This is a genomic window from Pedobacter suwonensis, from assembly GCF_900111825.1.
GTDB lineage: Bacteria > Bacteroidota > Bacteroidia > Sphingobacteriales > Sphingobacteriaceae > Pedobacter > Pedobacter suwonensis.
Window position 1 is genome coordinate 179,174 of the sequence record NZ_FOJM01000010.1, and the last position, 13,130, is coordinate 192,303.

11 protein-coding genes are annotated in these 13,130 nt (G+C 38.8%); 5 read left to right on the forward strand and 6 right to left on the reverse strand.

Annotated elements, in window-relative coordinates; all coding sequences use genetic code 11:
- The first annotated feature begins 256 nt into the window (after window positions 1-256).
- Window positions 257-1,147, forward strand: coding sequence for a pirin family protein (locus tag BM107_RS14530; protein WP_090984542.1), 891 nt, complete (start codon window positions 257-259; stop codon window positions 1,145-1,147).
- Here BM107_RS14530 and BM107_RS14535 read toward each other — a convergent pair.
- Window positions 1,144-2,319 (reverse strand): hypothetical protein, encoded by a 1,176-nt coding sequence (locus tag BM107_RS14535; protein ID WP_090984544.1) that lies wholly within the window; start codon window positions 2,317-2,319, stop codon window positions 1,144-1,146. The two genes, BM107_RS14530 and BM107_RS14535, sit on opposite strands and share 4 nt — an antisense overlap.
- Window positions 2,316-2,942, reverse strand: coding sequence for an RNA polymerase sigma factor (locus tag BM107_RS14540; RefSeq protein WP_244278816.1), 627 nt, complete (start codon window positions 2,940-2,942; stop codon window positions 2,316-2,318). Before BM107_RS14540 ends, BM107_RS14535 begins: the two co-directional genes overlap by 4 nt.
- Window positions 2,943-3,132: 190 nt before the next feature.
- Between BM107_RS14540 and BM107_RS14545 the strand changes: the two genes are divergently transcribed.
- Window positions 3,133-4,002, forward strand: a complete 870-nt coding sequence (locus tag BM107_RS14545) for a hypothetical protein (RefSeq protein ID WP_090984548.1) — start codon at window positions 3,133-3,135, stop codon at window positions 4,000-4,002.
- A 54-nt stretch (window positions 4,003-4,056) separates the two neighbouring features.
- On the opposite strand, the gene BM107_RS14550 is transcribed toward BM107_RS14545, so the two are convergent.
- Together BM107_RS14550 and greA are read right to left on the reverse strand one after the other, a co-directional pair.
- Entirely contained in the window at window positions 4,057-4,455 is a 399-nt protein-coding gene (locus BM107_RS14550; protein WP_090984550.1) for an HIT family protein, read from the reverse strand.
- Between the two features lie 91 nt (window positions 4,456-4,546).
- On the reverse strand, window positions 4,547-5,020 hold the full coding sequence (greA, locus tag BM107_RS14555; protein WP_090984552.1) for a transcription elongation factor GreA: 474 nt from the start codon (window positions 5,018-5,020) through the stop codon (window positions 4,547-4,549).
- 274 nt (window positions 5,021-5,294) lie between these two features.
- On the opposite strand from greA, the gene BM107_RS14560 reads away from it, so the two are divergent.
- Complete coding sequence (locus tag BM107_RS14560) at window positions 5,295-7,175, forward strand: M1 family metallopeptidase (protein WP_090984554.1); 1,881 nt, start codon at window positions 5,295-5,297, stop codon at window positions 7,173-7,175.
- A 197-nt stretch (window positions 7,176-7,372) separates the two neighbouring features.
- Here the strand turns inward: BM107_RS14560 and BM107_RS14565 are convergent, their stop codons facing one another.
- Both BM107_RS14565 and BM107_RS14570 read right to left on the reverse strand, forming a co-directional pair.
- Window positions 7,373-7,840 (reverse strand): OsmC family protein, encoded by a 468-nt coding sequence (locus BM107_RS14565; protein ID WP_090984556.1) that lies wholly within the window; start codon window positions 7,838-7,840, stop codon window positions 7,373-7,375.
- 567 nt (window positions 7,841-8,407) lie between these two features.
- Window positions 8,408-9,328, reverse strand: coding sequence for an NAD(P)-dependent oxidoreductase (locus BM107_RS14570; RefSeq protein ID WP_090984558.1), 921 nt, complete (start codon window positions 9,326-9,328; stop codon window positions 8,408-8,410).
- Between the two features lie 238 nt (window positions 9,329-9,566).
- Between BM107_RS14570 and BM107_RS14575 the strand changes: the two genes are divergently transcribed.
- Together BM107_RS14575 and BM107_RS14580 are read left to right on the forward strand one after the other, a co-directional pair.
- Window positions 9,567-12,053, forward strand: coding sequence for a TonB-dependent receptor (locus tag BM107_RS14575; RefSeq protein WP_090984560.1), 2,487 nt, complete (start codon window positions 9,567-9,569; stop codon window positions 12,051-12,053).
- A 92-nt stretch (window positions 12,054-12,145) separates the two neighbouring features.
- Window positions 12,146-12,700 carry an NUDIX domain-containing protein gene (locus BM107_RS14580; protein ID WP_090984667.1) on the forward strand — a complete coding sequence of 185 codons (555 nt, stop codon included), beginning with the start codon at window positions 12,146-12,148 and terminating at the stop codon, window positions 12,698-12,700.
- Window positions 12,701-13,130: the final 430 nt, after the last annotated feature.

Here is a 13,130-nt window from a genome sequence, read left to right on the forward strand (position 1 = left end):
AAAATTAAACGACCAAACTTTGTCACCTCAATCAATTCTGTGAGGTCAAATGTTTACATCTGACACGTATACAATCTTTATTTCAATTCTTTCGAGAATGCACATCACTAAATGCCGTTTTTATAGATTTAGCTTCGCTGAGCCTTCGGGTTCTCGATTCCGTTGCAGTTCACTCGAAATGACGTGACAAATAGAATTTCAATTTAAATCCCAGTCTTTTTCCATAAATTCACGTCATCAAAAAATTGATTGTCCCATGTCGAACATTAAACTCATTATCGAAGAAAGACCTGCAAATATTGGCAATTTCATGGTTGGCAGACTCCTCCCTTTCCGTGAAAAACGTATGGTTGGGCCATTTTCATTTATTGATCATATGGGGCCTGCCGCAATGAGCGATCATGAAAACCTTGATGTTCCACCCCATCCGCATATCGGTTTATCTACCCTAACTTTCTTGTTCGAAGGCGAGATTACGCACAAAGACAGTTTAGGATCGGATATTGTGATTAAGCCTGGACAGGTAAACTGGATGACTTCCGGAAGTGGTATTGTACATTCAGAAAGAACCCCTGAATACCTTAGGCATACGGATAAAATGCTTCATGGCCTGCAGATCTGGGTAGCTTTACCAAAAGCTTTAGAACAGATGGAACCCGAATTTTTCCATGTGGAAGAGGCGGATATTCCGGGCTGGACCCAAGATGGCGTCCATTTTAAATTGATTGCCGGGGAGGCGTTTGGTTATAAATCTCCGGTACCGGTATACAGCCCTTTATATTTTTTAGAGTTAAAGAGTACTAACCGCCAGAAAGTAAATATTGGCGACTATCTTTTCGGCGAAAGTGCCCTCTATATTTTAGAAGGCGCAATAGAAAGTGACGGACATATTTTCGAACCCCGCCAGATTCTAATTGCCAACGATGCCAGACTCTGTGAATTTACCATGCACGCAAATACCACGGTTTACATTTTCGGAGGTGAACCTTTTCCTGAAGAACGTTTTATTTACTGGAACTTTGTAGCCTCTGATAGGGAATTAATTGAAAAAGCAAAAATAAAATGGCTGGAACAAACCTTTAAACCCGTACCTGGAGAAACCGATTTTGTGCCTTTACCAGATCCCATCCGCAATATTAAACACTAATTCCTCCTAAACAGATTCATATTTACAGAAATAGCCACGCCTGTTGACGATAACCTGCTATTGCCATAACCGATATCGGTTAACGGAATTTTCATAAAAGGTTTAGCGCTAATGCTTAAATTATGATTGATTTTGTGCTGAAACTCTATACCAACATTGGCTATACCTAAATAATGCTGGTTCGCATTTTTTACTTCGAAATTTTGCGGACCCTGATAAGTGCCGTTGTACGAAAAGCTATATTTTTCTTTTAACATTAAATAACTCGATAAACCTGTACTTACAGAAATAGAATTACGGCGGTTATCAAAAACTTTGTAATTTAAATTGATCGGGATATCCAATACGTCACAATTGGCATGGATGTTTGATGGTTTTATGCTGAATACATAGTTTGTGTTGGGCTTGTATAAACTAAAATCCGAACCGTAAATTTTCTTTGCGTAAGATGCCCCTGTAGTAACACTCAGTTTTTTTGTTAGGATAACGGTCGCTTCTATGCCCAAGCCTCCACTTAAGCTACTTTGCCCTGATTTTTGTACGCTGGTTAAATCGGGCGCAGCCAGAATACTTAATATCAATCGCGGTTTCTTCTTAAAAACAGGATCTTGAATTTTTGCCACCCTACCCTGAGCAGGCTCAAACACCAGGTTTTGTTGTTCAAATGCTATTGGTTCGCGCTCAGTATTTATTTTCGGTTTATAAATTACATCAACTAATTGGTTACTGTTATCACTGCCGGTTTCCATAGCTTTTAGTGAAGTGGACCGTGTTTCAGCGCCCTTTTGCACATTAATGGCTTTTTCTGTATTATGATGGCCAGCCAATAAACTTCCTTGTCCATTTCCGGCAGAACCATTTTCATCTGCTGGCTTTTTAATCAGCTCTTCTTTATCATTTAAAGGCTTACCGGCATTATTGTTTTTTTCTATCTTGGTTTTAACCTGTCTGTTTTTGGCCTGATCAGCATCGGGTTTAACCAACAAATACACCACCAGCAACATGGCAGCTATCCCGGCTACGGCAGTTAGCCATATTATCGGTACTGTTCTCCTTTTTGGTGATGGATGCAACCTTTCCTCCAGATTATCCCAATCTAAATCATTAAAAGGAAGGTCGGGATTTTCCAATCCATCCTTAAATAATTTATCTATATCTTTTCCCTCTTTCATTGCATATTTGTATTTAACCTTACCTGTAAAAGGTTCCTGTCTACCTCCGAACTTCTCACTTGGTAAGTGTTCGTCTCCGTAGCTTTTAACATTTCCTGTAGTTTTTGCCTTGCCTTAAACAGGTTAGATTTTGATGTACCTACCGATATTCCCAACATTTCGGCAATTTCTTCATGCGTATAGCCGTCTATAGCAAAGAGGTTAAATACGGTACGGTAGCCTGGACTCAGTTCTTGCACCAGCGCCAATAAATCCTGATATGCCAGCTTATCATATATAGAACTTACCTCCGCTACATATTCATGATCGGTAACATCTAAGTGATCTGCAAATTTAAGATTGGCACGATAGTAATCGATAGCAGTATTGGTTATAATGCGCCCAAGCCAGGGCAAAAAAGCTTTGGTAGGTTCGTATTTGGCAATGTTCTTAAACGCTTTAAAAAAACCATCGTTCAAAATTCCCACAGCATCTAACCGATCATTTGCATAACGCAAACAGATACCCATAGCAAAGCTGTAGAAATGTTGATATAGCGCTTTCTGACTATCTCTTTCATTTCTAATGCAGCCTTGAATATACTTTTGTATAAGAATATCTTCTTTGTCGCGCTTAGCGGTCACAATTCTCCTTTCAAAACACATTACGATCAGGAGCAACGAAAGGTTGCTTCAAAATCAATCCTTTTTTTAAATATCTGTTATTATTCATTTTGGCTTAAAAACCTTCGTTATGGAAGCAACCATTTAAAACCTGTGGGCGTAATAGCGGCATATCAATTTTTATTAAAGTTAAAACTTAAAACAAAATCTTATGCTAATCTACTTAAAAAGAAATCTATTGGCTGTACTTTGTATAGCTGTAGTACTTACTGCCTGCAAAAAAAGCAATTCAGATGAGCCAACAACTCCGCCAAACAATAACAATAAAGGAATCCAATTGGCAAGCGATGCCAAATTCGGCACTGTATTAACGAATAAAGACGGTAAAACCTTATATTTTTTTGCTAATGATGCCGCAGGAGTACCTACTTGTACAAATGGTTGTGAAACCAACTGGCCACTTTATTACAGTGCCGATGCCAGTACAGATTTAAACCTGAATAAGGCAGAAGTAGGTGAGGTTACCCGTACAGATGGGCGTAAACAAAGTACTTACCGTGGTTACCCACTTTATTATTTTTCCGGCGATGCTGCTAAAGGAGACATTAAAGGCGACGGCGTTGGCGGGATCTGGTTTGTGGCAAAACCTGATTATTCGTTGATGTTGGCCAATGCACAACTGGTAGGGGCTGATACCAAAACCTATACAAGTACTTATGTGGAGGGAACTGGACTCACCAAATACCTTACTGATGCATTTGGCAGAACACTTTACGCCTTTGCTCCCGATAAAAACGGATTAAATACTTATACAAAAGGCACAACACAAGAAGGAATCTGGCCGGTTTACACTTCTGAAATACAGAATGTTCCATCTGTAATGGCAAAAACAGACCTGGGTGTAATCACAGTAGCCAGCGTGAATAAAAAACAACTTACCTACAAAGGATGGCCATTGTATTATTTTGCATCCGATACCAAAAGAGGCGATAATAAAGGAATTACTGTCCCGGGATCGGCAGCTCCGGGATCAGTTTGGCCTTATGTTTCAACCACAACCTCGGTTGCTCCGGCACAATAAAATATTTGGGGTTGGGCAAATAGAATGGTCGGCTGTGTTTTTACAGCCGGCCTTTTATACCTCTAGTAAGGCTTGTTTAATTTTTTCAGCTGCGTCAGCCAATTCCTCATTGCTTGGCTTTAACTTTTCTTTGCTGAAATTCATATCGCTTACATTATTCATCGGGATTAAATGAATATGTGCGTGCGGCACTTCCAATCCGATGACCGAAACGCCTACTTTTTTGCATGGAAAAGCTATTTTTACACCTTTTGCTACAATTTTAGCAAACATCCACAAGCCAACATACAAGTCTTCCTCCATATCGAAGAGGTAGTCTACTTCAATTTTTGGGATAACCAGCACATGGCCAGCAGTTAATGGCGAAACATCTAAAAATGCTAAATATTCTACAGTTTCAGCAACAACATGAGCAGGAATTTCGCCTGCAACGATTTTAGAGAAGATAGTCATAACGTGGAAGGTTAAAAGGTGGAAAGAGCTGGGCGGTTAAGGTAAGTGTTTGGCGGTAAGCGACTAACGCTTATCGCCAAATGTTATCCGCTTATCTGGATATCTCTAAAACTTCAAATTGCATTTTGCCTGCAGGCACTTCGATTTCAGCAAGTTCTCCTACCGATTTTCCCAATAAGCCCTGTGCAATGGGCGATTTCACCGAAATCTTTCCGGTTTTTAAATCGGCCTCACTCTCTGCCACCAATTGGTAGGTCATGGTTGCCCCATTTTTAACATTTTTTATTTTTACAATAGATAATGCCAGTACCTTCGATAAGTCCAAACGCGACTCATCGATCAAACGTGCATTTGCCAATGTATTCTGTAATTTAGCTATTTTAGCTTCGTGCAGCCCCTGCGCTTCTTTTGCGGCATCGTATTCTGCATTCTCCGATAAATCACCTTTATCCCTTGCTTCTGCAATTGCTTTAGATATTAGCTGACGACCGGTGGTAGTTAAATAATGAACTTCCTCTTTTAATTTATCTAACCCTTCTTGGGTGTAGTAGGTTACCTCTGTCATTGCTCTATTAATTTTGTTCAAACGCTATAAAAAACAAACAAGACTATATAGTTGGTTTGCTACATAGTCTTGCTTCAATTATAACGAAGATAAAATGTGGAAATTACAAAAGCAAATAAAAGATTAAGATTTAACGTAATTTTAGCTTTCACCATCTTTTTTTACGCCAAACTGTTTTCATCGCGAGATTAATCAATCATTTACATAACATTCAATCGCACAGGTATTCAAAATTCAATCATTAATTTTAATTTAGCTTAAATTATTCTTAAAAATGAAAAAGTTATTTTCTATTGCCCTGCTCGTTTGCCTGGGTGGCTATACAGTTTCTGCACAGGAACTTTACATGCCCCGGAATATTAAAGCAGCCTATGCTAAAGGTACACGTGCCATGAACGGGAAACCCGGGCCAAATTATTGGCAAAATCATGGCAAATACAATATGGATATCCAGGTAGATGCCGAAACCAAAGTAGTTAGCGGTAAAGAAGAAATTTTATACAGCAACAACAGTTCAGACACCTTAAAAAACCTGGCCGTACGCTTTGTAAATAACCTGCATAAACCCACCGCACCAAGAAGTGGTGCAGTTAGCGAAGATTTTTTGAGTACAGGTTTAAATATCAAGGCCTTTTGGGTAGATGGTCAGAAATATAAGGTGGACAGCAAAAACTGGGGAACAGTTGGGAATGTTACGTTAAAAAACCCTTTATTGCCAAAATCTAAAATCACCGTTAAAATTGAATGGGATTACCCCTTATCAAAAGAAAGCGGAAGGGAAGGACAGATTGATCCAAATTCTTTTTTTGTGGCTTATAGCTACCCCCGTATATCGGTCTACGATGATTATAACGGATGGGACCGCATTCCACACACTGACAGGGCCGAATTCTATAATGACTTTAACGATTATGAATTCTCAATCAAAGCCCCTAAAAACTATGTGGTTTATGCAACCGGAGATTTCCTCAACCCCGATGAAGTTTTACAACCGGAGATTTCTGCACGTTTAAAAAAATCATATAATGGTGATGAAGTGATCCATATCGCCACCGAGCAGGAAATGAAAGATGGTAAGGTAACACAACAAAAAGACTGGAATACCTGGAAGTTTGCGGTAAACCACATTACCGATGTTACTTTTGCCTTGAGTAATCACTATGTTTGGGATGGTGCGAGCGTAATAGTGGATAAAAAGACCAATCGGCGTGCCAGTGCCCAGGCAGCTTACAACCCAGCTACAGGAACAGATTTTGTCAACTCGGTTAAATACAACCTCAATGCTTTGGATTGGTTTTCCAACAACTGGCCGGGAATCCCTTACCCTTATGTAAAAACCATTGCTTTTCAAGGTTTTGCAGACATGGAATATCCAATGATGGTGAACGATTCTCAATTTGGCGATCCGGTATTTGCACAATTGGTTCAGGACCATGAAGTTGCCCACACCTACTTCCCTTTTTACATGGGCATTAACGAAACCCGTTATGCCTATATGGATGAAGGATGGGCCACCACATTCGAATATTTAATCGGCATTGCCGAGCATGGCAAACAGGCGGCAGACGATTTTTACAGGAAATTTAGGGTAAATAACTATATTAATGATAAATCGGCAGAAGAAGACCAACCCATTATTTCGATGTCTGATCAGGTTTCGGGCGCAGGTTATGGAAACAACTCTTACGGGAAAGCTTCATTATCTTATCTGGCACTTAAAGATATGCTGGGAGATGATTTATTTAAAAAAGCACTGCACACCTATATGAGCAACTGGAACGGCAAACATCCTATTCCATGGGATTATTTCAATTCCATGAATGCAGGTTCAGGACAGAATCTAAACTGGTTTTTCCAAAACTGGTTCTTCACCAACAACTACCTTGATTTAGCCATAAGCAAAGTAACAACAGCAAAAGGAAAATCAACTGTGACCATTAAAAATGTGGGCGGATTTGCCATTCCGTTTGATATGGTGATAACCTATATCGATGGGCAAACCGAGACTATACACAAAAGTCCGTCAGTTTGGAAAGCCAATCAAAAAGAGCTGAACATCGCGCTGAATACGGCTAAAAAAGTAAAATCGGTTGCATTGGATAACGGAATTTTTATGGATGCAACACCGAAAGATAATGTTTGGTCAGGACAATAGTTGACGGTATTCGGTTTTCAGTTGGCAGTATGAACCGCCAACTGAAAACTATTAATGGGGACTGAAAACTTTATTGTCCGCGTTTGCAACGCGGATTACAGAACCCCGCATTTGTAATGCGGTTAACTGAAATTTTTAACGATTGACTCGTCATTCTCTCCCAGTTTTTGTGATAACTGCAAATTGAAAACTGCAAACTAATAACTGATAACCAGCTGATGTTTAACTGGAAAATTTAAAGAATTGGCTATAAAACACATTTTATTGGCTTCTTGGTGTAGCGATTCTGCTAGTTCATAAGTCGCCTGATCAGCAATTAAGATTTGAGGATGCAGGATAACTTCTTTAAAACGGCCGCTTCCATCAGCCGATTCTTCCATTGTACCTACTGCTTCATCTTTATAATCAATAACCACAATTCCATTTTTGGAGCATAAATGTAAATACCAGAGCATGTGGCAGCTGGAAATTGAAGCCAAAAGCAAATCCTCAGGGTTGTACTTAGATTTATCGCCTAAAAAAACAGAATCAGAAGAGCCTGCAATATCGGCTTTACCTTTTACTGAAATTACATAATCTCTGTCGTACGAGCGGTAATCCATTGTACCTGATCCTTTGTTGCCCGTCCAGGTAACGGTGGTCGAATATAGATGATCTTTCGGCATAATAAAATGGTTAGATTGTACTGCCAATTTAAGAAAATAAAATGGAGATTTATCTATTTTTCGCTTCTACTTTCAGACCTATGAGGTTTTAAAAACTTCATAGGTCTCACCGAATATAATGCCCTTTTGAATTTAAAAACGATTTGAGCAATTCATAGTTTCTTTCATCAGCGTCGATATTAATATGCTTGTCAGTTTCCATATAACAACATTCAAAACAGATATTAAACGCAGAAATTATTTCTCTTTTCTTATTTTAAAATATAATCGCATCCCTGTAAATAGGCGCACAAAGCCACGAAGGGAAATTCAAGATATCAGTTTCTAGAATACTGATCATTATAAATGCATCTGCATCATTACGCTGAAATAAACTTATTTTTTGTGAAGAATTATTTAATTTCTTATCTAAATCGATATACGCTGATCATGCCAGGGTATTTCCCCAGTATTCCTATTCGTTTCCGAATAATAGGCCTCTTGCTGAAAAGAATAGGTTTCAACATATTCAAAATCGAAGCTTTTAATATATTCTTTTGATTGAATAGCTTGATTTGCCATAAAGCATTAAATATTCCGAAGTTTCTCAGCCAAAACTTCCGAAATCTTACGGTAAGAATCGAACGTCCAGCCACCAACATGTGGCGTTAAAACAACCTGATTATTATGCCTTAATTCATCATACCAGGGCTGTTCGCCCAAAGCCGGAAATTTTTCTGTTTGCAGCACATCCAGTCCGGCGCCCAAAATCTTTCCATTTTTTATCGCATTCAATACGGCAGTGGTATTAACAATCTCTCCTCTGGCAGTATTGATAAAGAAGATAGGCTTTTTAAAATGAAAGAAATATTCGTCATCAACCATTTGTCTGGTTTCTGTTGTTAAAGGAATGTGCAGGCTCAGCACATCGCTATATTTCACAATTTCTTCCATACTTACCTCACGGGCAAACGCATCAGAAAAACCGGTTTTGTACTTATCATAAGCCATCACATCAACCTCAAAGCCGGTCAGTTTTTTAGCGAAGCTTTGTCCCATAAAACCGTAGCCTATAATCCCGACTTTTTTGCCTTTCAACTCGTAACCCCGGTTTCCTTCCCGATCCCAAACACCATTCCTGATTTCGATATCAGCCTTACGAAAATTATTCATTAACGATAAGAGCAAACCTGTGGCATGCTCGCCGACAGCATCGCAATTGCCTTCAGGTGCATTAATCAATTCGATATTCCTTTCAAAGGCAATTTTATCATCAATATTATCCAAGCCAGCCCCTGCCCTGGCTACAAATTTTAAATTGGTGGCAGCAGCAAAAATCTCCTCATCAATCCTGAATTTTGTACGTACGGCAATCCCGGTATAATCCTTTATCTTATCCAGTGTTTGTTGTCGGGTAATCAGTGGTTCATCATCTACCTGATAACCCATCGCAACGGCCTGCTCTTTAAAGGCAGGATGCAGATCATCAACAATTAATATTTTTTTCATTTTTTAGTCTATGCTCAATATGATGAACAAAAGTAACATTTTGAAGATCGTTCAATTGAAATATTCATTTATAGTTTTTATAAAAGCGGTAATTGCGTACGGTTAACTGCAAAACTTCATATTACCCACAAAAATATTACTATAAAATGGCTGTAATAAAATAGTTACGGCCCGTTTATTAAACTAAGTTGCCGTTACTTTGTCTCCCTTTATAAAAACACACGAAATTTTATTTTTAATGAGACTTTTACAATCCAGAACTATACAGATTACCCTTTTACTTTTAAGCTTATCATTTAATCTTTTCGCACAAACAAACGGAAAGGCAAAAATTACCGGAGTACTTAAAGATGCAAAAACCCAGGAAACCATTCCGTTTGCTACAGCAGTTTTAATTGATAAAGCTACGGCCAAAAATGCAAAAATAGCTCAAACCGATGTAAACGGCGCTTTTGTAATGACTGATATTCCTAACGGAACCTTTACTTTTAAAATTAGCTTTGTGGGTTACCAAACCATGGTGAGGGATAATATCAAAATAACGGCAGGCACAGGTACCTTAAATTTTGGCGATATTAAAATGAATACTGCAAAAGGCAATGTATTAAGCGAAATTACCGTAACCGGCCAAAAACAAGGTATGCAAATGGGAATCGATAAAAAGATTTTCGCGGTAGATCAGAGCGTAATCAGCGAGGGCGGTTCTGCAGGCGATTTATTACAAAATGTACCATCTGTTTCGACCGATATGGATGGCAATGTGAGTTTGCGAGGTTCGTCAGGTGTTAAAGTTTTAATTGATGGAAAACCATCTTTAATTGCTGGCGGCAACGTAGCGCAGATTTTGCAATCCATCCCCGCCAGTTCTATTGAAAGCGTTGAGGTTATTACCAATCCGTCAGCAAAATACGATGCCGAAGGCCAATCTGGCATTATCAATATCGTACTTAAGAAAAACACCAAACTGGGCTTTAATGGTTCAGTTGCCTTAACTGCAGGTAACCGTGATAATTATAATGCCAATACCAACTTAAGTTTCCAGAACAGTAAAGTCAATATTTATGGAAACTATGGTTACCGTTATGGCAATCGCGTTGGAGGTGGTTTTCAGGATATTACCTATAAATCCGATTCATTAAATACCAGATTTGCCAGTCAAAACACCGTTTCCAAATCATTGGATAAAGGACATAATGCCAAAGCAGGTATTGATTATTACATAGCACCTAAAAGTGTAATCAGCTTATCCGGTGGCTTTAATTCAAGAGATAATGAGCGTAACGAACAGCTCGACATCAGACAATTAGATAAAAACCAATTGCCGGTTCTGCTTAGCAACAGAACGAATAATACCGATGGTTTTGGATCAAGCTATGACGCAAATTTAGATTTCGTACAGAAATTTAAAAAACCAAAGGAAGAACTGACATTTAATTTCGGCTATTCGCACGGCACCAACAATAATGATCAGTATTACAGTACCAATACTACCAACCGCAATGGCGTGCCTATTGATGAAACCCTGAGTTTACAGCGTGTATTCAATACCGGTAACAACACCAATTACAACATCCAGACTGATTACGCATTGCCTGTAGGTAAAGCGGGTAAAATTGAAGTGGGTTACCGCAGCCAGATCCGTTTAGGTGAAAATGATCAATATGCCGATTCGATCCTAACCAATAGCAGCATTTACATTAGAAACAACAAATTGATCAATGGTTTTGACAGCAAAGATCAGGTGCATGCCCTGTATTTCAATTACCAGAACCAAATTAAAGATTTTGGGTACCAGATAGGTTTAAGAGGCGAAGATGCACGTTTAGATACACATCTGGAAGGCTACACAAATAATACATTAACCACTGCCGAAGGAAATATCCATTATAAAAGAATATACCCGAGCATATTTTTAACACAGAAACTAAAGGGCGATAACCAGCTTCAGTTGAGTTACACCCGTCGGGTAAACCGTCCACGCCCATGGGATACCAATCCATTTTTAGATGTTTCCGATCCATTAAATTACAGAGGTGGTAACCCGAATTTATTACCGGAAGATGTACACTCATTTGAGTTGGGCTATAGCAAATACTGGAAAAAAATTACCTTGACTTCAAGCTTGTATTTCCGTCAAACCAATGATGTAATCCAGCGCGTAAGAAGTACACCGGTTAATGGAATTATTACCTCAACGCCTCAAAACTTATCAAACCAGATTAACAGCGGATTGGAATTAATCGGCCGTTTTGACCTGATCAAGGCTTTAAATTTTACCACGAACGTAAACTTGTACCAGGCAAAATTTGCCGGCGACGCCCGGTTTGATATCCCATCAAGCAGTGGCTTTAGCTGGAACGCCAACGTAACCGGAAATTTAACGGTTGTTAAAAATTTATCATTACAGGTACGCGGCGACTACAGGGCTGCAGAAGTGATGGCACAGGGAAAGCGTAACGCCATGTATGGAATTGACGGGGGCGCCAAATATGATTTCCCTAGTAAAAAAGCATCTTTAAGTTTCAATGTTAGGGATATATTTAATACCAGAAGATGGAGCATGACTACTGAAGATCGCGCAACAATTGTTGATTTTGAGCGACAGTTTCAGGGTACAATGGGAAATTTAACTTTCTCTTACCGCTTTGGAAAAACCACCTTTACCGGTACTAATAAAAAGAAAAAAGAAGAGCAGGATAACCGCCCTGATGAAGGGTCATTTTAATAACCAAAGAGCTTAGAAATCATTTCTAAGCTTTTTTTTTGATATTGTAGAAACCCACAACAAAAAATAAGATGATTGCTTATCTTGCAGCCATGGAAGAAATCAACCCCTGGAAAACGCTAAAGAGCGAGGTAAAATACGACAACAACTGGATCCGCCTAACCGAACACCAGGTGATTAATCCATCTGGCGGGGAAGGGATTTACGGTACCGTTCATTTTAAGAACCTGGCCATAGGCATTCTTCCGTTAGATGAAAACTATAATACCTGGCTGGTTGGTCAATACCGGTATCCATTAAACGCCTATAGTTGGGAGATTCCGGAAGGTGGCGGACCCTTCCATGAAGCGCCTTTGGAAAGTGCAAGAAGAGAATTACTGGAAGAAACGGGCATAAGTGCAAGAGCATGGAAAGAGATTCAAAGAATACACCTTTCCAACTCGGTAAGCGACGAATTAAGCATTATTTATATTGCTACCGATCTTATTGAAGGTATTGCCATGCCTGAAGAAACAGAACAACTGGTTGTAAAAAAATTGCCCTTTAATGAAGCCTATCAAATGGTTTTGGATGGAAAAATCACTGATTCGATGAGCGTAGCCGCAATTTTAAAAGCAAAGCTCATGATGCTGAATGGGGAATTGTAACGATTATAACCACCAAATGTTCCTAACGGAACATAAAAAATATCACACATTCTTTCTAACGAGCACATGTCCCGATGGGACATTTTGAGATAGAACACATTTCATAAGTTTTGATTTTAACATGCTGTTCCGTAGGAACAAGTCCCCGGTAGAAAATTAGTACAGTTAGAATTTTCGTTCCGTAGGAACGTTTCTTGCAAATAAAAATGCCAAGGATTTATGAGAATCGAAAAATAATTTATAATTTAATAAAAGATTACGAACAACAGTACATCCCCACACTCAAATATCTTGTTTAAATTGTGTGAGTGATCCCTAAAATTAAATCATCCTAAAATTTAAAATTCATATGAACAAATCCTAGCTGGAAAAAGTAGAGCTGGTAATTTTAGTTCAAGAAGAAAACTGAATATTGATTTAATTTAGAACG

Bases quoted from the DNA above. Each gene is read 5' to 3' on its own strand.
- BM107_RS14560 (WP_090984554.1), top strand. From the start codon at position 5,295: ATGAAAAAGTTATTTTCTATTGCCCTGCTCGTTTGCCTGGGTGGCTAT.
- BM107_RS14570 (WP_090984558.1), bottom strand. From the start codon at position 9,328: ATGAAAAAAATATTAATTGTTGATGATCTGCATCCTGCCTTTAAAGAG.
- BM107_RS14545 (WP_090984548.1), top strand. From the start codon at position 3,133: ATGCTAATCTACTTAAAAAGAAATCTATTGGCTGTACTTTGTATAGCT.
- BM107_RS14535 (WP_090984544.1), bottom strand. From the start codon at position 2,319: ATGAAAGAGGGAAAAGATATAGATAAATTATTTAAGGATGGATTGGAA.
- BM107_RS14550 (WP_090984550.1), bottom strand. From the start codon at position 4,455: ATGACTATCTTCTCTAAAATCGTTGCAGGCGAAATTCCTGCTCATGTT.
- BM107_RS14575 (WP_090984560.1), top strand. From the start codon at position 9,567: ATGAGACTTTTACAATCCAGAACTATACAGATTACCCTTTTACTTTTA.
- BM107_RS14565 (WP_090984556.1), bottom strand. From the start codon at position 7,840: ATGCCGAAAGATCATCTATATTCGACCACCGTTACCTGGACGGGCAAC.
- BM107_RS14530 (WP_090984542.1), top strand. From the start codon at position 257: ATGTCGAACATTAAACTCATTATCGAAGAAAGACCTGCAAATATTGGC.
- BM107_RS14580 (WP_090984667.1), top strand. From the start codon at position 12,146: ATGGAAGAAATCAACCCCTGGAAAACGCTAAAGAGCGAGGTAAAATAC.
- greA (WP_090984552.1), bottom strand. From the start codon at position 5,020: ATGACAGAGGTAACCTACTACACCCAAGAAGGGTTAGATAAATTAAAA.